At 47.1% G+C, this 23594-nt stretch carries 14 protein-coding genes; 7 read left to right on the top strand and 7 right to left on the bottom strand.

Annotated features, from left to right (window positions below; genetic code table 11):
- Position 1: 1 nt before the first annotated feature.
- Positions 2-3004 carry a TonB-dependent receptor gene (locus HU824_RS05545; protein WP_057256366.1) on the bottom strand — a complete coding sequence of 1001 codons (3003 nt, stop codon included), beginning with the start codon at positions 3002-3004 and terminating at the stop codon, positions 2-4.
- Between the two features lie 360 nt (positions 3005-3364).
- Between HU824_RS05545 and HU824_RS05540 the strand changes: the two genes are divergently transcribed.
- A complete protein-coding gene (locus tag HU824_RS05540) occupies positions 3365-3502 on the top strand; it encodes a hypothetical protein (RefSeq protein WP_176468329.1) in 138 nt (45 codons plus the stop codon).
- 447 nt (positions 3503-3949) lie between these two features.
- Here the strand turns inward: HU824_RS05540 and HU824_RS05535 are convergent, their stop codons facing one another.
- The gene (locus tag HU824_RS05535; protein ID WP_176468328.1) at positions 3950-5125 is read right to left on the bottom strand and encodes a glycosyl hydrolase 53 family protein; all 1176 of its coding nucleotides are present in this window, start codon (positions 5123-5125) and stop codon (positions 3950-3952) included.
- 215 nt (positions 5126-5340) lie between these two features.
- Here HU824_RS05535 and HU824_RS05530 point away from each other — a divergent pair, with 215 nt between their 5' ends.
- The 6 genes from HU824_RS05530 to HU824_RS05505 all read left to right on the top strand — a co-directional run bounded on the left by HU824_RS05530 (position 5341) and on the right by HU824_RS05505 (position 15985).
- Positions 5341-6345 (top strand): LacI family DNA-binding transcriptional regulator, encoded by a 1005-nt coding sequence (locus HU824_RS05530; protein ID WP_176468327.1) that lies wholly within the window; start codon positions 5341-5343, stop codon positions 6343-6345.
- Between the two features lie 19 nt (positions 6346-6364).
- Entirely contained in the window at positions 6365-7738 is a 1374-nt protein-coding gene (locus tag HU824_RS05525) for an MFS transporter (protein WP_176468326.1), read from the top strand.
- A gap of 325 nt (positions 7739-8063) precedes the next feature.
- Complete coding sequence (locus HU824_RS05520; RefSeq protein ID WP_176468325.1) at positions 8064-10379, top strand: family 65 glycosyl hydrolase domain-containing protein; 2316 nt, start codon at positions 8064-8066, stop codon at positions 10377-10379.
- A gap of 165 nt (positions 10380-10544) precedes the next feature.
- Entirely contained in the window at positions 10545-11597 is a 1053-nt protein-coding gene (locus HU824_RS05515) for an efflux RND transporter periplasmic adaptor subunit (protein WP_176468324.1), read from the top strand.
- 49 nt (positions 11598-11646) lie between these two features.
- Positions 11647-14676: an efflux RND transporter permease subunit gene (locus HU824_RS05510; protein WP_176468323.1), complete on the top strand. Its 3030-nt coding sequence runs from the start codon at positions 11647-11649 to the stop codon at positions 14674-14676.
- Between the two features lie 34 nt (positions 14677-14710).
- The gene (locus tag HU824_RS05505; protein WP_176468322.1) at positions 14711-15985 is read left to right on the top strand and encodes a TolC family protein; all 1275 of its coding nucleotides are present in this window, start codon (positions 14711-14713) and stop codon (positions 15983-15985) included.
- 86 nt (positions 15986-16071) lie between these two features.
- Here the strand turns inward: HU824_RS05505 and HU824_RS05500 are convergent, their stop codons facing one another.
- From HU824_RS05500 to HU824_RS05480, 5 genes are all read right to left on the bottom strand, one after another.
- Complete coding sequence (locus tag HU824_RS05500) at positions 16072-17307, bottom strand: sodium ion-translocating decarboxylase subunit beta (protein WP_136011304.1); 1236 nt, start codon at positions 17305-17307, stop codon at positions 16072-16074.
- On the bottom strand, positions 17307-19142 hold the full coding sequence (locus tag HU824_RS05495) for a biotin/lipoyl-containing protein (protein ID WP_136011303.1): 1836 nt from the start codon (positions 19140-19142) through the stop codon (positions 17307-17309). The genes HU824_RS05500 and HU824_RS05495 overlap by 1 nt, the downstream gene beginning before the upstream one ends.
- 38 nt (positions 19143-19180) lie before the next feature.
- Positions 19181-19438: an OadG family protein gene (locus HU824_RS05490; protein WP_136011302.1), complete on the bottom strand. Its 258-nt coding sequence runs from the start codon at positions 19436-19438 to the stop codon at positions 19181-19183.
- A 192-nt stretch (positions 19439-19630) separates the two neighbouring features.
- The gene (locus tag HU824_RS05485) at positions 19631-20098 is read right to left on the bottom strand and encodes an HU family DNA-binding protein (protein WP_176468321.1); all 468 of its coding nucleotides are present in this window, start codon (positions 20096-20098) and stop codon (positions 19631-19633) included.
- 447 nt (positions 20099-20545) lie between these two features.
- Positions 20546-23590 (bottom strand): DEAD/DEAH box helicase family protein, encoded by a 3045-nt coding sequence (locus tag HU824_RS05480; RefSeq protein WP_176468320.1) that lies wholly within the window; start codon positions 23588-23590, stop codon positions 20546-20548.
- Positions 23591-23594: the final 4 nt, after the last annotated feature.

Below are 23594 nucleotides of genomic sequence, written 5' to 3'. Positions count from 1 at the left end.
ATTAAAAATTAAGATTCAAGCCTAACATAAATACACGAGGGCGAGGATAGATATTATTATCAACTCCACTACCGCTAATTTCAGGATCCAAACCATCATATTTGGTAATAACAAACGGATTCTGTACCGTGACATAAACACGTGCACTTTGTTTATCATTGAACAGCTTGTTAAAAGTGTATCCTAATGAAATATTGTCCATCCGTACAAAAGAAGCATTCTGAACATAGTAACTAGAACGATATTGCCCTGTCTTGAAATTTGTTTTCCATGCAGAAGTCAAACGATTTTTCAAGAAACCAGTTTGGTCATACATTTGTGAACCATCCCAAGCCTCACGATTGGATTGTACATTGTTATAAGCATAGTTTCCAATACTTGCACGCAAAGCAAATGACAAATCCCAATTCTTATAAGACAATTGAGAAGTTAATCCCATAAATACGTCAGGAGCAGACTTTTTGTAAGCGACCAAATCTTCTTCGTCTATTTTATTATCCCCATTTTGATCAACATAAGCACCTTCTATCGGATTTCCAGCCTTATCATAAAGTTGTTCCCATACATAGAATGAATTATAAGGATGATCAACAGCATTTATCATGATATTATAACCGGTTGCTCCATCAATACCAGTATGAATCACACCTTTATAAGCCGGGTCATCATTAAATGTCAATTTGGTAATTTCATTTTTATTATAAGAGATGTTATAACTCAATGTCCAGTCCCAATCTTTTGTCGTGATAGGATGAGCCGTCAAAGTAAGTTCAATACCTTTATTCTCCAATGTACCTACATTCGTCAACAACTGGTTACTAAAGTTTGTACCGGCAGGAGCTGTAACTGTATTCAGCAAATCATCAGTTTTACGATAATACAAATCAAGAGTACCTGTCAATTTGTTGTTCAATACACCGAAATCCAATCCAATATTGTAAGTTGTAGTTTCTTCCCATTTCAAGTTTTCATCATAAGCTTGAGGAGCAATCAATGAATACTTGTTATTACCAAAATAATAATTTGCTCCAGCTTTGGAATACATATAGCGAGCCATATAAGGATAGTCACCATTATTCAGGTTTTGCTGACCAGTAATACCATAGCCCAAACGCAACTTCAAATCAGAAAGCCAATCCACTCCCTTCAAGAAATTCTCTTCTTTCATCTTCCATGCCAAAGCAACTGAAGGAAATAATCCCCAACGATTGTCTTTATTGAAACGTGAAGAACCATCATTACGCAAGGTAAATGTCACCAAATAACGATTCAATAATGTATAATTCAAACGCCCAAAGAAAGAAACAAGATAGTTTTCAGTTGAATAATCTTCCATATCCTTATAGAATTCCTTACCAGTTTCTTCAGCTTTTACTGTAGAATAAGGATATTTGGTCCATGTAGAATTATAGAAATGCTGCCAAGAATAACCGCCCATAACATCGACATGATGTGCACCAAACTCTTTAGCATAATTCAAATAGAAATCCAGCAATGTATTCCGCTTCAATTGATAATAGCTGCTATTTTCCCCAAACCCAGTTTTATAGTTACCTTGGCACCAAGTCATAGGAGCATTATCTTCTATAATAACATCACCTTCACTCTTAGACACGTCGTAACCTAAATTCAAGTTTGCTCTCAATTCGGGCAGGAAATGAAACTTATAGTCAATTTGTGCATTACCAATACTTCTATAAACAGTTGATTCGTCATGCTTTGAATCTAAAATAGAAACGGGATTAGCCAAACCAATATCAACCGGTGTAGGATTATTGCCACTTTTCATATACATAAAGTAGCCGTTACCATAGGGATTTCCATCCATGTAAATAGGCTGTGTCGGATCATATTGCGTCGCCATACCTATCGCACCAGTATCTGCAAAACGGTTTGTATTATAAATACCTTTCACATTCAACTGAATATTCAATTTCTTATCAAAGAAATTAGGATTCAAGCTAATAGCACCAGTCAAACGCTCCATATTAGAAGTCTTCAATATACCATTTTCATTGGTATAAGAAACTGATACACGATAGGGCATGTGTGGTATAGCACCAGAAACATTAACATTGTGGTCTGTACTGAAAGAGGTTTTGAATATTTCATCCTGCCAATCAGTATTTGCCTGACCTAATGCTTTAAACTGAGCACTTGATTCACCGAATTTAGAAGTCACAAATTCTCTAAATTCATTTGCAGACATTACATCTACTTTATTGGGTCTTGTATTAATAGAGAATGTACCGCTATAACCAACTTGTACACGCCCAGACTTTCCTTTTTTAGTATTAATAATAATAACACCGTTAGATGCACGAGAACCATAAATGGCTGTTGCAGAAGCATCTTTCAAAATAGTAAAAGTCTCAATATCATTGGGATGGACAGTAGCCAAAGGATTTGACATACCATTAATACCACCGTCATCTACAGGCACACCGTCAATAACAATCAACGGATTATTGGATGCAGACATAGAAGAACCGCCACGCACACGAATTGTAGCACCAGCTCCCGGAGCACCACCGTCAGTAATCACACTTACACCGGCAGCTTTACCAACCAACATATCAGTAGCAGATGTAACAGCACCTTTTACCATTTTATCTGCACTAATAGCCGTAACAGACCCAGTCAAATCATTCTTTTTGGCTGTACCGTAACCAATTACGACCACCTCGCCCAACAATTCCGCATCATCTTGTAATGTAATAATTACTGAAGGAGCAGCAGCTACTTCTTGCGTCTTGTATCCGATAAAAGACACGACCAACGTAGCTCCCTGAGGAACTGTCAATGTAAAATTACCATCAAGGTCAGTGATTGTACCATTCGTGGAATTTCCTTTTTCCACTACATTTGCGCCTATCACTCCTCCCAAAGCATCTTTTACATGCCCTTTCACGGTGATGTTCTGTGCATAAGCGCCTACAGACAAGAATAACCCTAACATTAGGGTAAGAATCGTTTGACAGATTCTAAGATTAACTTGCTTCATGCATTTAATAAATTAAAGTTAACAATATTAATTACCTATATAATTATTCGAAAAATAATTTTCGTACTTTTGTTTTCTAACGTCTTTCAAGTACCCAAAACATGACGCAACAAAAATATGCTTTATTACTTTAGTAAAGTATAAAGAGAGTGTAAAATGTGGGAAACGAACAGTGCAAACGATTGCATATTTCATCTTTCAGCACCTTCACCTTTTTCTCCCAAACTCCCTATTCATCGGATTTTCCGGTGAAACCTCTTTCTTTCGTGCCGCCGCATCTCACAAGTAACTTTCCCGACTATCATACGAATCGCATATCCACCTTTGATTCCGCATTTTTCCCTCCTAACATAACTTGTTATGATTCAACAGACAACTACTGCAAAAATCCGCAACAGCTTTGCAGTAATACTGCAACAGCTTTGCAGTGTCGCTGCAACCAGCTTTGCAGTAGCGCTGCAACAGCTTTGCAGTAGCGCTGCAACAGCTTTGCAGTAGCGCTGCAACAGCTTTGCAGTGTCGCTGCAACCAGCTTTGCAGTGTCGCTGCAACAGCTTTGCAGTAACTTTGCAACAAGTTTGCAATGACACCGCATTCCCATGCAGTGAAGCAGACAACAAGCAATTGCCAATCTGCGCGCCCTTAACCGAGGGCGGGTACAAGATAAAACAAGTTTCACCGAAAAAGCCGATGAATAGGGAGTTTGAGAGAAAAGGTGAAAGGGCTGTCTGCCGGACAAAGGTTGCCGTCCTTATCTACGACGCGGACAGTGATATACGCCAAGTCTTTACCGAAGCTTGCTTTTCAAGGTCTTGCACAACCGCTACCTCCAGCAAATCGTTGTTGCGGTCGAATAGACCAAAGATGTCCTAATCATGAGAAGCGCAGCAGGAAAAGATAAGTATGGTCTTTCTCATTCTTCTTTAAAAGATTTTGTTAATATAATTATTTAAAAGCATCCATTATCACAGTAGGGCGGCCGTCTTCAGTGAATGCCCCCAGCCGATATTGGTTCGGCCTGCATTCCGGTTCCCAGTAGAACACGCCCTTGCAGCGTCCGCCGGTATTCTCCTTGCACTCTTTCAGGATACGTGCCAGTTGGCGTTTCCCTTCTGCCAGCACGGAAGCACTTGCCAGATTCCCTTTGTCGTCGGCACACTCCATGCCGGTTTCCACCACCATCACATCACAGTTGTATTTCCGGGCTACGCTATTAATATTGGCAATACACTCGGTGATAGTTTTATCAGCTGTATATTCCTTATGCTCGAGCATCGTCCAGTAAGGATAGAGCGACATGCCTATCATATCCCACTTACCGCCATTGGCTTTCAGTTCATCAAAAAACCAGGTATACAATTCGTTGTCATATCCATTGTCCAGATGGACGATGACAATGGCATCGTTGAAGACGGACTTTACCGCATCGTATCCTACATTGATAAAAGCAGCCAGGTTGGCAAAGTTCTTACGGTATTTCACTTCCTCGGAAGTGCTATTGGAACCCTTTACATCACATTCCCTCACATCATAGGACGCACCACTCAATGCAGCATTCTCATCCCAAAGCATCCCCGGACGGATTTCATTGCCTACCTGAACCCACTTGGGAGTAACTCCTGCCGCTTTCAGCGCATTAAGTACATCGGCAGTATGGCCGGCGATGACTTTCTTCAAGTCGGCCAAGTTCAGTCCTTTCCATGCAGCAGGCTTATGCTGCTGTCCAGGGTCGGCCCACCAGTCACTGTAATGGAAGTCTACCATTACATCCATACCCAGCCCTGCGGCACGCTTGGCTTTCGTCACCAAATCGGCCGTATTGCACCAGTTATCATGTTCTTTGGGATTGAACCATACTCTGAGTCGAACCGCATTCAGGCCCAAATCCTTCATCAGCTGAAAACAATCGGTCTCCACACCGGAGGTATTGTAGAATTTCATACCCTTATGTTCCATCTCCGTCACCCAACTGATGTCGGCACCTTTAGCAAAGTCCGTAGCCAGAGATTCCTCCTTATCGGGAAGTCCGCCGACGCTGGAATCTGTTTCATTACTGCTGCTGCATGCAAATACGGCAAAGGCAATACAAAAAAAGAAAGTCAAGAATTTCATGTGTTTCATGGCAATATCATCATTTATTGTATACCGCAAATATAAGCATTTAGGGAATACAGAACCGTAATTCGCCTTAATTTGTCAAAGCATAAGAAACCGCAATCGTTTGCACAAACTTACAACCCGATAAACCTCAACGGATAAGCACAATTTACCTTATTACGTTATTTTTGCAATCGGATTAAGGAAGTTTACCTTATCTTTGTCCTCAAAACTATACCATGAATAAACCGCAAATTACCATCAAGGATATTGCCCGGGCGCTGAATGTCTCCCCTTCCACCGTGTCAAGGGCGCTGAAAGACAATCCGGACATCAGCAAGGAAACTCGTGACCTTGTACATGCCTATGCGCGCGAACATAATTATAAGCCCAATGTACTGGCTGTAAACCTCCGCGCAAGCCGCAGCAACACCATCGGCGTCATTGTTCCCCAACTGGTACACCACTTCTTTTCCTGCGTATTGAGCGGAATTGAGAAAGCGGCGGCGGATGCCGGTTATAATATCATAGTAGCACAAAGCAACGAATCGTATGAGCAGGAAGTGAAGATTGTGCATTCTTTCCTTGCCGCCCGTGTCTGCGGAGTCATCGCTTCACTTGCCAAGGACACTTCGCGATACGACCATTACCAAGAATTGCTGAACAATGACATCCCCGTCGTCTTTTACGACCGCATCTGCACGGGACTGAAAACCGAACGAGTAGTGGTAGACGACTATGCCGGCTCTTTTGCCGCAGTGGAATACATGATACAGACCGGATGCAAGCGTATCCTTTTCTATGGTGCGGCTCCCCACCTGGAGATTACCAAAAACCGCCGGAACGGCTATCTGGATGCCATGAAGAAGTATAAGATTCCGGTGGACGACAGCATGATTCTGTTGTGCGACACCCGCGAACGCGCCATCTCCATCACTCCCGACCTGCTGGAAAGCAAAAAACGCCCTGACGGCTTCTTTGCCATCAACGACGAGACAGCCTCGGGCATACTGTATGCCTGCAAACTGGTCGGCGTAAAAGTTCCCGATGAAGTATCCATCTGCGGATTCACTGACGGAGCCATTGCCCAAAGCACCGACCCGAAGCTGACTACCGTGGAACAGCATGGCGAGGAAGTGGGTAAAAGCGCTTTCAGCATTCTGACCGGAAAGCTGGAAGGAGAAGAGAAAAGCAGCAACAAGATAGTACGTACCAATCTGGTGATAAGAGGAACTACGAAATAATAAAACATATTAAACCATCATGAAAGTAAAACCCGATTTAAGTTTCTGGAAGCTGTGGAACATCAGCTTTGGTTTTTTCGGCGTACAGATTGCATATGCTTTGCAGAGTGCAAACATCAGCCGTATCTTTTCCACTTTGGGTGCAGACCCGCATAATTTGAGTTATTTCTGGATATTACCGCCGTTGGCAGGTATCATTGTACAACCCATTGTGGGAGCCGCCAGTGACAAGACCTGGACACGCTTCGGACGGCGCATCCCTTATCTGTTTATAGGTTCGTTGGTAGCCGTACTCGTCATGTGCCTGCTGCCCAATGCCGGAAGCTTCGGCATGGCAGTAAGCACGGCCATGATTTTCGGACTGGTATCGCTGATGTTCCTCGACACCTCCATCAATATGGCCATGCAACCCTTCAAAATGATGGTGGGCGACATGGTGAACGAGAAACAAAAAGGACTCGCCTACTCCATCCAGAGTTTTCTCTGCAATGCAGGCAGCCTGGTGGGCTATCTCTTCCCGTTCATCTTTGCATGGATTGGAATCAGCAATACAGCTCCCCAAGGCGTAATCCCCGACTCGGTGATTTACTCGTTCTACATCGGAGCGGCCATCCTTATCTTCTGCGTCATCTACACTTCGATTAAAGTAAAAGAGATGCCGCCTGCCGAATATGCAGAGTATCATGGCATCACCGAAGAAGAAGAACACGAAAAGACCAACATGCTGAAGCTGCTCATAAAGGCTCCGAAAGCATTCTGGACTGTCGGACTGGTACAGTTCTTCTGCTGGTTTGCCTTCATGTTCATGTGGACTTATACCAACGGCAGTATCGCTGCCAATGCCTTTGATGCTCCTACAGTAGAGCATCTGGTGGATGGCGTTACCAAAGTTGTGCTCGACACCAAGAGCCTGCAATACCAGAATGCCGCTGACTGGGTAGGCGTGCTGTTTGCCGTGCAAGCCATCGGCTCCGTGCTTTGGGCCATCTGCATACCGATGTTCAAAGACCGCCGCCGGGTCTACTCACTCAGCCTTGTTCTGGGAGGTATAGGCTTCATTTCCACCTACTTCATGCACGACCCTTATATGCTGTTCATTTCCTTCCTGCTGATAGGTTGCGCATGGGCTGCCATGCTGGCACTGCCGTTCACCATCCTGACCAACGCACTGAGCGGAGGACACATGGGTACTTATCTTGGACTTTTCAACGGAACTATCTGTATCCCGCAGATTATAGCGGCAGCCTTGGGCGGCACCATCCTTGCCTTGTTTACTCCCAAAGGAGCACTACCTCCCGAAATCAATATGCTTGTGCTGGCAGGAATCATGCTGATAATCGGTGCCGCCTGCGTATACCTCATCAAAGAGAACCAAGGAGAAAAAAGCAAGTAAGCACACACCTCCGAGACATAACGCACAAAGAACCGAGACCGGCACACCGTACAAAGGACAGCCATTATCTTTGTAATAAAGACATGAATCATACCGTATAATTATGGCAATCATACGGTATGATTCATGTCTTTATTACATACCGTATGATTGTTACCTCTTCTCCTAACCGTACATAGCACCTATTACTGACGAGACTACCAGCCCTCCGGCAAGAAAGCAGGTGAAAAAAGCCTGCCGCACGCTTGTTTTTTTCCTTTTCATTTCTTCTTTATTTCCGCATATTGCTTAACTTTACGGCGATAACTACAGAAAACACGTCGCCATGAAGAAATACCTCAAGACCGATGAATGGAATATCATCGAAGACCAGTTCCACCCCGACTGTCAACGGATGTCGGAAAGTATATTCAGCCTCGGAAACGGACGTTTCGGGCAACGGGGGTATTTTGAGGAGCCTTACAGCAGTGACAGTTACCGTGGTTCATTTGTGGCCGGCATCACTTTTCTGGACAAGACCCGCGTAGGATGGTGGAAGAACGGATTTCCCCCATATTACACCCGCATACCCAAGGCTGCCGACTGGAGCCGCATCAACCTGCGCCTCATCGATGAGGAACTCGATTTGGCAGATTGGGATGTTGACAGCTTCAACCGCCGCCTGGATATGAAGGAAGGTATCTCTTACCGGGACATGGAGGTGACATCTCCTCGCGGAAACCAGCTCCGCATCCATGTAGAACATATCACAAATATGGCAAGACCCAACCTCTGCCTCATCAAGTACAGCGTATCTTCCATCAACTATACCGGCAGAATCTCGCTCGTGCCCATCCTTGACGGAAATATGGTAGACAATGCCGACCTGCCAAGCCTGAAAATATGGAACATCCTGCGTTCCGGTTCTACCAGTGACTGTGCCTATCTTTGGACACAGACCCGCCGGGAAGACGCACAAGTGTGCTACGCCATGACTTACCACTTCTTCAAAAACAACAAAGAAACCACTGCCAACCCCATACGGATAGAAAAGGAAAAGCAGACCGGTTTCAGCGTAGGTGCCGACGTGAAACCCGGAGACAACGTGACTCTCATCAAATACACCGCCATCGCTTCTTCTCTCTATCACGAACGGAGTGAATTGGTAGAGCACTCCGTGGCCGAGGCACTCGAAGCCAAGAGCATAGGCTGGAATACGCTGGTAGAAGAGCATCGAAGGGCCTGGCAGGAAATCTGGGACGAAACGGATGTCGTCATCGAAGGGGACCCGGAAGCTCAGCAAGGTATCCGGTACAACATATTCCAGCTGTATCAGACTTACCGGGGAGATGACCCACGCCTGAACATCGGCCCCAAAGGATTCACCGGAGAAAAATATGGAGGTAATACTTACTGGAACACGGAATTGTGCTGTGTACCGTTTTTTCTGTTATCCACTCCTAAAGAGATTGCAAAGAACTTACTGGCATATCGGCACCACCAGCTTTCCAAAGCCATAGAAAATGCCCGAAAACTGGGTTTTAAGGAGGGTGCTGCGTTGTTTCCGCAGGTAACCAACAACGGAGAGGAATGCCACAGCGAATGGGAAATAACCTTCGAGGAAATCCATCGTAACAATATCATTGTCTATGCCATCGTTCAGCATGCAGTGTTGACGGGCAATATGGACTATATTGCCAAAGATGGTCTGGAAGTAATGATTGCCGTCAGCCGTTTCTGGAGCCAACGGGTATCCTTCTCACAACCCAAACAAAAATATGTCATACTGGGAGTTACCGGCCCGAATGAATATGAAAATAATGTGGACAACAACTGGTACACCAACTATTCCTGTATACAGTGCCTCAAGATGACCCTCCGTTTTCTGGAAATGGTGGCACAGCAATATCCGGATGAATATGCCCACATACGCCGTATCACCAATCTCGACCAAGTGGAGGAAAGCGCCCGGTGGAGAGACATCATCGAACACATGTACCTGCCGGAAAACAAGGAGCGGGGCATTTTCATCCAGAATGACGGCTATATGGATAAAGTACTGGAAAGTACAGACAACATTCCTGCCGAAGAACGCCCCATCAACCAACATTGGTCATGGGATCGCATTCTGCGCTCTTGCTACATCAAGCAGAGCGACGTATTGCTCGGACTTTACCTTTATTATTTCTATTTCGACACGGAAACCGTCCGCCGCAATTTCGAGTTCTATGAGCCGATGACCGTACACGAATCCTCCCTTTCTCCCCACATCCATTCCATCTTGGCTGCACGCATCGGTAAAGTGGAAAAAGCTTACCAACTTTTCCTGCATGCCACACGACTTGACTTGGATGACTACAACAACGAAGCAGACCAAGGTCTGCACATTACCAGTATGCCCGGCAGCTGGCTGGCCATCGTACGCGGATTCGCAGGCATGCAGGTATTGAAAGGGACATTGTGTTTCTCCCCCGTCATACCACAAAAATGGGACAGCTATTCATTCAAGGTAAATTATTTAAGGAACACGCTTCACATACGGGTAGGAAAAGAAATAGAAATCTCGCTTACAGCAGGCAGCAAAGTGGATATACAAGTCTACGGACACCAATATACGCTGGAACGGGGAACGGAATTGAAAATCAATGTGCCAATATGCTAATGTGCCAATAACCTGCGGCGTGATAGCGCGGTATGAACATTGCGCAGCCAATTAGCACATTGGCACATTAAATCATCATTTATCATATAACTGGGAGAACATTTGGTTGTTTTCCCGGTTTTATGTTTTATATACTTGAACGAATAACCATACACTTGTTTACCAATGAAAAAAATGTTTCTTTTCGCCCTGGTTACAACGTTGCTCATCACGTCATGCGGGCAAAAACAAAAGGGTAGCAATACCCTTATCCGACCGGTGAAGACTGCGCAAGTCAGCTCACAGACGATTATCCGCAAAGACTTCTCCGGAATGGTAGAAGCCGTGGAATATGTGAGGCTTGCCTTCCGCGTCAGCGGACAAGTCGTCAGCCTTCCGGTTGTAGAGGGACAGCGGGTAAAGAAGGGGCAACAGATTGCCGCCATCGACCCGCGTGACATCTCCCTGCAATATGCAGCTGACAAGGCTGCCTACGAAACAGCCGCCGCACAAGTGGAACGCAACAAACGGCTGCTTGACCGCCAGGCTATCTCCGTGCAGGAATACGAAATCAGCGTAGCCAACTATCAGAAAGCAAAATCCGCCTACGAGCTCTCCGGCAACAATATGCGGGATACGCGGCTGACAGCCCCTTTCGACGGTTCCATCGAAAAAAGGCTGGTAGAGAACTACCAGCGTGTCAATGCGGGAGAAGGGATTGTGCAGCTGGTAAATACACAGAAGCTACGAATCAAGTTCACCGTACCGGATGACTATCTCTATCTGCTTCGTGCCAAGGACGTAAAGTTCAAGGTGGTGTTCGACAGCTACCCCGCGGAGGCTTTCGACTCCAGACTGGAAGAGTATCTTGACATCTCCACGGCAGGGACGGGCATTCCGGTGACAATAGCAATTGACGACCCGCACTTTGACCGTGCACGTTATGACGTAAAACCGGGATTCACATGCAAAATAAAGCTGGCATCGGATGTCGCTCCTTTTCTTGAAGAAAAGCTGATGAATATACCGTTAAGTGCCGTGTTCGGTGACAGTGAAAACCAAAAAACGTATGTATGGGTGGTGGAGGACAATAAAGTCAGCCGCCGCGAAGTGAGCGTTTATTCTCCAACAGGAGAGGAAAACCTGCTTATCTCCAAAGGGCTGGAACCGGGAGAAACCGTTGTGACGGCCGGAGTATACCAGCTGACAGAAGGAGAAGCAATAAAGGTACTAATGTGATTAATCACATTGGCGCATCAGATTCCCATTTATCTAAAAAATATTCATTATGAATCTAGCCAAATATTCATTAGACAACACGAAGATTGTGTACTTCTTTCTGGCTGTGCTGCTTGTCGGCGGCATACTGTCGTTCGGCAGGTTGGGAAAGAAGGAAGACGCACCTTTCGTCATCAAGTCGGCAGTCATCACGACACGCTATCCGGGAGCGGAGCCGGCAGAAGTGGAACGGCTCGTCACCGAACCCATCTCCCGCGAAATACAGTCGATGAGCGGCGTCTACAAGATAAAGTCAGAGTCCATGTACGGACTCTCCAAGATAACCTTCGAGCTGCAACCGTCACTCTCTGCCGCATCCATTCCGCAGAAGTGGGACGAGTTGCGGCGCAAAGTACTCAACATACAGCCCCAACTGCCCGCAGGAGCTTCTGTGCCGACCGTCTCGGATGATTTTGGAGACGTTTTCGGCATCTATTACGGTCTGGTGGGTGACGAAGGTTTCTCTTACGAAGAAATGAGAAACTGGGCGGAACGAATCAAGACACAAGTCATCACGGCAGACGGTGTGATGAAGGTAGCCCTTTTCGGTACACAAACAGAGGTCATCCATATATTCATCTCCGTAAACAAGCTGGCCGGAACGGGCATCGACCCCAAACAGCTGGCCGGCCTGCTGCAATCGCAGAACCAGATTATCAATACGGGTGAAATCAGTACCGGAGAACAACAATTACGCATCGTGGCCAACGGTACCTACACGACTGTCGATGATATCCGCAACCAGATCATCACCACCTCCGGCGGACAAATCAGATTGGGCGACATCGCCATCATTGAAAAAGGGTACATGGAACCTCCCGGCAATATCATGCACGTCAACGGGAAGCGCGCCATCGGTATCGGCATCTCCACCGACCCGACAAAGGATGTGGTAAAAACCGGTGAACTGGTAGACCGGAGGCTTGCCGAACTCATGCCCCTCATCCCCGTGGGGCTGGAACTGGAAAGTCTGTATCCCGAAAATGTGATTGCCCAAGAAGCCAACAACGGGTTCATCATCAATCTGATAGAATCCATCCTGATTGTGATTGTAATCATCATGCTGGTGATGGGCATGCGTGCAGGAGTACTGATTGGCTCTTCCCTTATATTCTCTATCGGAGGCACACTGCTCATCATGTCGTTTCTTGGCGCAGGTCTGAACCGGACCTCCCTCGCCGGATTCATCATAGCCATGGGAATGCTGGTGGACAATGCCATCGTGGTGACAGACAATGCCCAGATTGCCATTGCCCGCGGCATCGACCGCCGGAAAGCGCTGATGGACGGTGCCACCGGTCCCCAATGGGGATTGCTGGGAGCAACGTTCATTGCCATCTGTTCGTTCCTGCCACTGTATCTGGCTCCCTCTTCTGTAGCCGAAATCGTGAAACCACTATTCGTAGTGCTGGCCATTTCCTTGGGATTAAGTTGGGTGCTGGCGTTGACACAAACCACTACATTCGGCAACTTCATACTGAAAGCAAAGGCTAAAGATGGTGGTAAGGACCCATACGACAAGCCTTTCTACCATAAATTTGCCTTCATCCTCGGCACACTGATACGCAAGAAGGCGTTGACCCTTGGAAGCATTACAGCACTGTTCATCCTCTCCCTTATCGTCATGGGACTGATGCCCCAGAACTTCTTCCCTTCTTTGGACAAACCCTACTTTCGGGCAGATGTATTCTATCCGGACGGGTACAGCATCCGTGAAGTAGAAACCGAGATGAAAAAGGTGGAAGCGCATCTGATGCAGCAGCCGGAAGTGAAACGGGTGTCCGTCACATTCGGCAGCACGCCGCTGCGTTACTATCTGGCCTCCACTTCCGTCGGTCCCAAACCTAACTTCGCCAATATCCTGGTGGAAGTAACGGACAGCAAATATACCAAAGAGTACGAAGAGAGGCTTGATGCCTACATGAAAGCCAACTATCCCAACGCCATCACCCGTACCATGTTGTTCAAACTCTCCCCTGCCGTAGATGCCGCCATCGAAATCGGGTTCATCGGCAATAATGCGGACACGCTGGTCATGCTGACCAACAAGGCTCTGGACATCATGCACCGTGACGGCGAACTTATCAACGTACGCAACTCCTGGGGCAATAAGATACCAGTATGGCATCCCGTTTACAGTCAGGAGCGCGCACAACCGTTGGGTATCTCCCGTCAAAGCATGGCACAGAGCATCCAGATCGGTACGAACGGCATGACACTTGGGGAATATAGGGAAGGAGACCAAGTACTTCCCGTTCTGTTGAAGAATAAAACCATCGACTCTTTCCGCATCAACGACTTGCGTACACTCCCCGTATTCGGCACTGCACGCGAAACAACCACTCTGGAACAAGTCGTCAGCCGGTTCGACCTCCAGTACAAGTTCTCCAATGTGAAAGACTACAACCGGCAGATGGTGATGATGGCGCAGGCCGACCCACGCCGCGGTGTGAATGCCATTGCCGCCTTCAACCGTATATGGAAGCAAGTGCAAGAGGAGATTGAAGTGCCCGAAGGTTACACCATGAAATACTTCGGAGAGCAGGAAAGCCAGGCAGAAAGCAATGCCGCACTGGCAGCTAACCTGCCGCTGACATTCTTCCTTATGTTCGTCACCTTGCTGTTTCTGTTCCGCAGCTACCGGAAGCCGATTGTTATCCTGCTGATGCTGCCGCTTATCTTTATAGGTATTGTACTGGGACTGGTGGTATTGGGGAAATCATTCGACTTCTTCTCCATCCTCGGCTTGCTGGGGCTGATTGGAATGAATATCAAGAATGCCATCGTGCTGGTGGACCAGATTGATACGGAAACCGCTGCCGGAAAAGCACCGCGTGATGCTGTTATCAGTGCAACGACCACCCGTATTGTCCCGGTGGCCATGGCATCGGGTACCACTATCCTGGGAATGTTGCCGTTATTGTTCGATGCCATGTTCGGCGGCATGGCGGCAACCATCATGGGTGGTTTGCTGGTAGCCTCGGCATTGACTCTATTCGTGCTGCCGGTGGCTTATTGCGCCATTCATAAAATCAAATGAGAGAACATTCAACAATTTACAGTTTACCAATTGAATGATGAAAACAAATATACTTATCCTATCATTACTGTGCTTCGGACTGAATGCCGGGGCGCAACAAACCTATCTGAGCCGCGAAGAATACCGCGACAAGGTAGAAGCATACAGCCAGATTCTAAAACAACAGCATCTGAAAACATTCGCCAGTACCGAGGCACGCAAGATTGCCTCCACCGGTTTCCTGCCCCAGATTGACATCACCGCCGAGGGTACCGCCAATCTCAATCATCTGGACCAATGGAACAGTCCGAAAGGAGACTACCGCCCTTATACCTATCAGGCACTTGCCACCCTGACCCAACCGCTTTATGCCGGAGGTTCCCTGATAGCTCAAAAGAAAATGGCCCAAGCCGACGAGGCACTGGAGCAACTTACCACAGAACTGACCCTCGACCAGATACACTACCAAAGTGATGCCATCTATTGGAATGCCTCTGCCGCCCGTGCCGGCCTGACGGCAGCAACCACCTTTCTAAACATTGTACAACAGCAGTACGACATCATCCAAGACCGCTTCGACGAGGGTGCCATCAGCCGCACAGACTTGCTGATGATCTCCACCCGGCGTAAGGAGGCCGAATTGCAGTACATCAAGGCACGCCAGAAACATACCCTTGCTCTGCAACAGCTGAACATTCTGATGGGCTCGGAACCGAACGCTCCCATAGACAGCATAGCCGAAATAGATATACCGACTACCCCCATCATTCCTTTGGGCCTGGATGATGTACTGCCCCGCCGGGCAGAATATGCCAGTACCTCCGTGAACATCGCCCGCAGTGAAGCGCAACGGCATGCCGCCCTCAGCCGCTACAACCCACAAGTCAGCATGTTCCTCGCTACCGGTTGGGATACGGGAATCGCCTATATGGGGCAGGATGTACCTCATACTCCCGTCGTAGGGGTCAATGTCAGCATCCCCATCTTCCGTTGGGGAGCCCGCTTCAAGACAAACCGCCAACAGAAAGCCTATATCGGCATACAGAAGCTGCAACAAAGCTATGTAACGGACAATATCCTGGAAGAGCTCTCCGCAGCCACCACAAAACTGACGGAAACTGAACAGCAAGTCAGGACTGCCCGGGAGAATATGACACTCGCCGAAGAGAATCTGGACCTTGTCACTTTCTCCTATAATGAAGGAAAAGCCAGCATGGCAGATGTATTGTCCGCACAACTCTCGTGGACGCAGGCACACACCAACCTGATTGATGCGTATCTGGCAGAGAAAATGGCGGTAGCTGAATATAGGAAGGTGATTAGTGAATGAAATGCTCCTTAAAAAACATACAAAAAACTCCGGCATAGCTTTACAAAGCCATACCGGAGTTTCTTTATATTTTTCCTACAGACTGTTTATCCCAGGAACGAAATCAGCACACCCGCCGCAACAGCCGACCCGATTACACCGGAGATATTACTGGACATACAGTAATTCAGCACATGGTTCTTAGGGTCATATTTCGTTGCAATATCATTGCAGACACGGCTTGCCATGGGCACGGCACTCAATCCGGTTGCACCAATCAACGGATTAATCTTCTTTTTGCTGAACAAGTTGAACAGCTTTACAAAAAAGATACCGCCGGTAATGGACAGTGCAAACGCCAGGAAGCCGCCGATTACGATACCAATGGTCGTCCAGTTCAAGAAAGCCTCACTGGTCATGGTGGCACCCACGCTCAGTCCAAGGAAAATAGTAGCCGCATTCATAATACTGTTGGCTGCCGCATCGAACAGACGGCTCGTATCAGAACCTATTTCCTTAATCAGGTTACCAAACATCAACATACCAATCAAAGGCACTGCCGTGGGCACAAACAAGGCGACAACCGTAGTCACAGCAATCGGGAAGATAATCTTCAATACACGCAGATTCTTAATCTCGATTTTCGAAGGATACAGTTTCTCCTGCTCCTTCATGTTAATCATCAATTCCTTCTTGGTACAGAACAGCTTCACCACCATCGGAATGATGACCGGTACCAGCGCCATATAAGAATAAGCAGCAATGGCAATAGGACCCAGCAAATGAGGAGCCAGCTTAATGGTAGTAAAGATAGCGGTAGGACCATCGGCACCACCGATAATACCTAACGCACCCGCTTCCTGCGGAGTAAAACCCATCAACACGGCACAAAGCAGCACGGTAAAGATACCCAACTGGGCCGCTGCACCGAATATGGAGAGACGCAAGTTACGAAGCATCGGACCGAAATCAGTCATCGCACCCACACCCATAAAGATGACAGGAGGCAGGAAACCGGTCTTAATCAGCATGTAATAGATGAAGTTCATCAGTCCGAGGTCATGCGCGATTTCGTGCAACGGCATCTCCCAGATATTCTTCATTACCCCGCCTACCATGACCATTCCGTTCTCGTCCGCCTGAACCACACCCATGTCACCACCGGGAAAGTTGGCAATGAGCACACCGAAAGCGATGGGCACCAGCAACAGCGGTTCATAGTGTTTCTTGATACCTAAATAAAGCAGGATGAAAGCGATGGCATACATCACGAGGAACGACGGATCGGCAATGATGTTGCTGAAGGCCGTCATGTCATAGAGTTTTGCAAATATATCTTCCATTATCCTATCTTCATTAATACATCATCTTCAGAAACAGAATCGCCGGGGTTGACACAGATAGCCGTCACCGTTCCATCAAAATCCGCACGGATGGCATTGTATGTCTTCATGGCTTCGATATAGCAAAGCAGGTCGCCTTTCTTCACCTTATCGCCTACCTTCAACGAAGTTTCCTGCGTGTTCTTGGTCAGGAAGAACTTGCCTTCCAACGGAGCAGGCACATCCTGTCCTTCGCCTACGGAAGCAGAAACCTTGTCTGTGGCCGAGGCGGGCAGGTCGATATCGCCATAGGCTACCGTCACGCGGTAAGCCTGACCGTCCACCTGCACGGTGAGCGTCTTGGGTTTGGCATCGTCCAGCGGAGACTTGTCACGTTCGGCACGACGTTTTTCCACGTCTTCCAGGAAGTCTTGTTTTGCCTTGCCGCTCTTATAGGCCTCGTATTGAGCCGGGTGCATGGCGTACTCGAAGAGTTCTTCGTCGTCCTCGCCCAATTCCCATTTGTTTTCCTTCATCAGCTTGCGGTACTTGTCCAAAGCATCGGGGTAGTTGTCTTGCGGATTGCCGGTGAAAAACTTGCGTCCTTCGCGCTCCGCTTTTTCGATAAGTTCAGGAGCCAATTCACCCGGCAACTTACCGGCTTTGCCCAACAGCATATCCCAGATATCATCGGCAATCATGCCCCAGCGTTCCTTGCCCTTCTCCATAGCAATGACGTTCATCATGGAGAGGTTCTTGACGTACTGGCTGAACGGAGTCACCAATGGAGGATAACCTACGCGCGGCCAAACGTATGCCACTTCATTGAACAACTTAATGAGCAATTCGTCCTGCTTCATGAAAGGCAGGTTGCGTTTTGCCTTGTATTTGTTGATGGATTCCAAGTTGGACTCCAAGTCGGCCATCAGACTGCCCATCATGCCGCCCGGCAGTCCGGGACCAATCAGCAGGGAGTTCATCAAGCGGTTGCGTGGACTGATATACAAGCCGAGGAAGTCGTCCATAAACTCCTGGATGAGGGCACGTACCTTCATATATGCCTCCATATTGATTTCGGGCACCTGGAAGCCTGCATCTTTCAGCATAGCCTGCACGCTGAGCAAGTCTGCATGTCCCGTACCCCATGACAGCGGTTCCATGCCTACGTCGATATAGTCGCAACCCGCCTCGCACACTTCAAGAATGCTTGCCATATTGAAACCGGGACCTGCATGGCTATGGTACTGGATAGGAATATCGGGATGTGCCGCCTTGATGTTGGCCACAATCTTACCTAGAGAAACCGGACGTCCGATACCTGCCATATCCTTGATGCAGATTTCGTCGGCACCTGCCTTGATAAGCTGCAAAGCCATGTTCGTGTAGTATTCTACTGTATGGATAGGTGAATGGGTGATACAGAGCGAACATTGGGAAATCATTCCGGCATCGTGTGCATAACCGATGGAAGGGATGATATTGCGGGTATCGTTCAGACCGCAGAAGGTACGCGTGATGTCCGTACCCTGCGCTTTCTTCACCTTATAGAACAACTTACGCACATCAGCGGGCACAGGACTCATGCGGAGGCCATTGAGGGCACGGTCTAACATGTGGGTCTGGATACCGGCTTCATGGAACGGCTTCGTCCACTCGCGCACGGCTTTATTCGGATTCTCCCCAAACAGCAGATTTACTTGTTCAAAACCTCCGCCATTGGTTTCCACGCGCGCAAAACAACCCATCTCGATGATGGCGGGAGCTACTTTCACCAGCTGGTCAACGCGGGGTACATATTTTCCGGCACTCTGCCACATGTCCCTGAATACCAAGCTGAATTTAATTTCCTTTTTCATACTAATTTATTCGGTGTGTTTTTATTTTTATAATTGATTCAGATTTTTTCTACCTTAGCAACTTTACCCTTACCTTGTGTCACTACTGTTACGGCAGCACTGATAGCTGCCAGAATATTACCGGGGACAGGTGCGGGACCATTTGCCGCTGCTTTAGCCGGTGCCACCTCTTCGGGCGCATATTTATTCACCAATGCAATAAGAGCTTTTCCTAAGTTAATAACAATCAGCAGGATAGCGAAGACTGTTGCCATACCTACCACCATCAGCAAAAGTGCTGTATTCAAGTTCTCCATATTATAAATTATTAGTTATTCAGCCACATTTACGAAAAATCGCTCGAAATTAGCGATAATCCATTAAAGAAAGGCAGAAAAAAATGATAAAAGATGCTAAAAAGTAAAGCTTCCCGCACAACCAAGAGATTGTACGGGAAGCTTTTAGCATAGAAACTGTGTCGGTCATCAGTTACTTTCAAAGAAGGAGAATCAGCCCAACGGGTTCTCGCCTTGGTCACCGTCGTTGCCGCCGGGATTGCCGCCCGTAGAGGTAGAGGTCTTGCCCCATTCTTCCCAAACAATCTTCGTATTCACCATGCTGCGGGTAGTCACCTGACGGCCACTATTGCGCTCCACTTCGGGCAGGAAACGAACGCGCACTCCGTTAATCAGCGAAGCGCTTACCTCCGCAGCAGTCAGCACTCCTCTTTTGGTAGAGGTGGCAGTATAGTAGAAGGTGCCTACACCATCTATCTTCACAGTACGTCCCTGTCCCATGAAATTACTCAATACACGTCCCAAATTCTCCATCACTGCATATGTGTCACCACGGGTCACGGTAGAAATGACAGACAGTTCATCTGCCACTTCACGGGTAGTAACCGCCTTACCCCAGGTTACAGATTGAGGGTACCACAAATTGTTTACTTTCTTCTGAATTCTTCTAAAAAATGCCATAATCGTAATGTTTTAAATGATTAATTAATAATGATACGGGTTCTCTTGTCTCACCCGAGAAGCAGAAGTTTTCATCGTGAGGCCTCAACGATTCAGCCGTCTGCTTTTCTCAAATTCGATGTTGCAAAGTTAGGGCGGGAAACAAGGGAAAACAAGAAAATGGCATCTACAACCATTTTTCATAAATCATTTAAAAACAAAGGATTACAAAAACGCCGTCTCTACAAGGAGAGGGGAAAATAAAGCGGAAATAAGAAGAATAAGGTGGTAATCTCTACAAGCTATACACGCAAACCTCTGATAATGAATACGCCTATATCTTCCGGTCTCTACAGAATAGTTGTTATAAGCTATTCTTTGCAATATGATATCATTTAGAGTTTATGCCAGTGAAAAGAAAGAATGCACACATAGAGAGAATGTACCTCTCTACGTGTTTGGCTGATTTTATTTTGTTACTGCATTATACAAATCCTGATAGGTCTTCACCACACTATACACCATATCACCTGTACTGATAGCTGCAAAGTGGCGACGAGCACATTCTATCTTGGCATCCTCGGAATGACGAAGTTGTGATACTTCGATGTCGTTACCTTTGGTTTCCGCTACGAAATATACGTGCTTCACAGTGCCTTCTCGGAAAGCTACAGCCCAGTCGGGATTGTATTTGCCCATTGGGGTGTTGATGTAGAAACCTCCCGGCAGTTTGCTATATACCACTACATCATCCTCGGCTTCCAGTGATTCGGTAAAGCTCTTTTCGATTCTCCCGCTATCCACTACCACAAGGTCGTAGAGAGACTTGGTGCTTTCGATGGCGTCCCTACCGAGAGTACCGCGCAGCGTGGCTTCCTCAAAGATGTCTGTGCCAAAAGTACCGGTACGTTTTTCGTATTGTATATGTTGGATGAGGGAAATTGCTTTACAGTCATTGATAATGCGACCTGCCTTGATGATGAACTCCTCTGGATTCAGCTTGAACTGATGAAAAGTCGCATGATTAACGCCTTTCAGCATTTCTACAATGGTGCGGCGAGTTAGACCGGTGGATTGCACGAGTTCACCTACCAAGTCGTAAGTTACCTCTGCACCAATGGCTTCCGTCACACGGATAGTCTTCACAGTGGCTGCGCTCATAGCAGTTCCGGCTTCCAACTCCTTTCGGTCACGGATGCTTTCCATGCCGCCACTTTCCACAACGATACGAACCTCTGTCACATTCAGATGCTTGTCGAGTGCATCAATGGCAGCCTTTATGAGCTTTGGAGTTTCAAAGCGCACATTGTAATAGGTACGTGTATTGATACGCTTCCACAACTCTTGCCACTCTTTTTTGTTGAAGTTGTCTTTCACGAAATGAGCCTCCGTCTTGTTGCGTCTGTTAGCTGGTTTGAACGCATCGGGATTGAATACCTTATCCAACTGCTTGACGATAAACGAGCGTAGATTTTCCATTTCACCAAAGTTGAGCGTTCCGGCTTTCTTTTCATCAAAATACTTCTGCGTTAGCTTACCCTTTCTGATGTAACCTTGCCCAATCAGTTCCTCGTGGATTTCCACAGCCTGCTCAGTGGTTATCTTTATGTTATGTCCGTCCTCGGTTTGCGTCAGCTGGTCGATAAACAACGTAGGTGGTACAACCACCGGACGGTTACTGCAGGCTTCCGCCATGTCTGTTTGCAGCTTCTTGGCAAAGTCGTCATAGCTCTCGCTGGCAATAACGGTCAAGATATTGGTGTCGAACACATGGTCGCCCAATACGTCGGCATCTTGACGTTCGCCCTTATCGTTGACGCATAGGCGCATACCACGCCCCACCTCCTGACGTTTCTTGATTTCGTTGGAGGTGTCTTTCAACGTACAAATCTGGAACACATTAGGATTGTCCCAACCTTCCTTCAAGGCCGAGTGAGAGAAGATGAAGCGAACGGGACAACTTTGGCTAAGTAAACGCTCCTTATCCTTCATGATAAGGTCGAAACCACGTTCTTCGTTTTCGCCTTCCTTATTCTTCGATTCCACGCTCTTCCCTTTTTTATCGATAGAGAAGTAACCATCGTGAATGTTTTCGGGCGCATTCTCCGGATTGGAAAGGAAGCAAGAGTAGGCAGCATCCGTAAAGGTAGGCATAAACTCTTGCAAGGCACGTTGGTACTCCTCTTCAAACATCTTTGCGAACTTACCCTTTTCCATGTTGTCTTTACCATAGATGCGATAACTGTCCACATGGTCGATAAAGAACAATGACAGCACTTTGATGCCGCGAGCGAAAAGTTGGCGTTCACGTTCCAAATGAGTCTTGATGGTTTCACGTATCTGGTGGCGACGGAGAATATCCTCATTCACGCTGCCCACCACCTCACCGGGATGAAGCGTCAGTCCGTTGAGGAAATGCACGGTGTTGGTCAATCCGTCTATACGTTCCACTTTAAAGTTATCGGCATATTCCTGCAAACCGCCGCTTTGCTCTTTGAGGTCGAAGCCCTCATTCACCAAGCGAATGGTCTGGCGTGTGCCATTGACAGTCTTGACATCGAAGCCCAATCGAGCTCGTGGATTGCCTTTACTAATAACGATTTCATCTAGATAAACATAACCATTGGTGGCTGTAGACCCCACTTGATGCACACTGCGTACCTCTATTTTCTTCACCAGTTTCTTGTTGTAAGCGTCGATGGCATCGAGGCGATATACTTGGTTGAATATTTCACGGTGCGTGGCACTATAAAGTAGGGTAAAGAGCGGGTTAAACAGTTTGATACCTTTTCGTGTAGCATTACTTTTATCCGTTCCCAACACGCTTTGCGGTTCGTCAATGATTAGGATGGGATTCATTTTTGCCAAGATGTCAATCGGCTTTCGCGAGCCGAACTCATCACGGCGTGAGAAGATGATACGGGCGGCTGCATCACCGGCACGTCCTTCTTTGTTTTTATCTTCGTTGAGCGAAGCATTAAAAGCCTGCGTGTTGATAATCATTACATGAATGCCGTTATCCGAAGCAAAGGCATCAATCTTAGCGAGCTGCTTGGAGTTATAGATGAAGTATTGCATACGCTTACCATATTCTCCAGCAAAGTGCTCTGCCATACTCTCAAAACTCTTGAACACACCTTCGCGGATGGCAATACTTGGCACTACAATCACAAATTTCGACCAGCCATAGCGGGCGTTCAGCTCGTACATGGTCTTGATGTAGGTATAGGTCTTACCCGTACCTGTTTCCATCTCGATGGTAAAGGTACGTCCGTCTCCCTCCAGATGCTCCACGGGCTTTAATCCTTCTGCCATCTGTATGCCACGCACATTCTCGCAAATACTTTCATTGTCAAGCACAAGGGGAAGATTGCCGAATCCGTCGAAGTTGAGCGCACCAAACTTGTTCAAGAAGGTGCGGCTGCCATCGTGTTTGGGTTGCCCCTGAAACACATCACTCACACATTTGGTAGCTTCCGCTTGAAAGCGTTGATGTTTATACTTGATTCTCATAAGC

This window comes from Bacteroides sp. L10-4, assembly GCF_013373675.1.
GTDB lineage: Bacteria > Bacteroidota > Bacteroidia > Bacteroidales > Bacteroidaceae > Bacteroides > Bacteroides muris.
The sequence above is the reverse complement of the archived record's forward strand: the minus strand, read 5'-3'. Positions and strand labels throughout refer to the sequence as shown.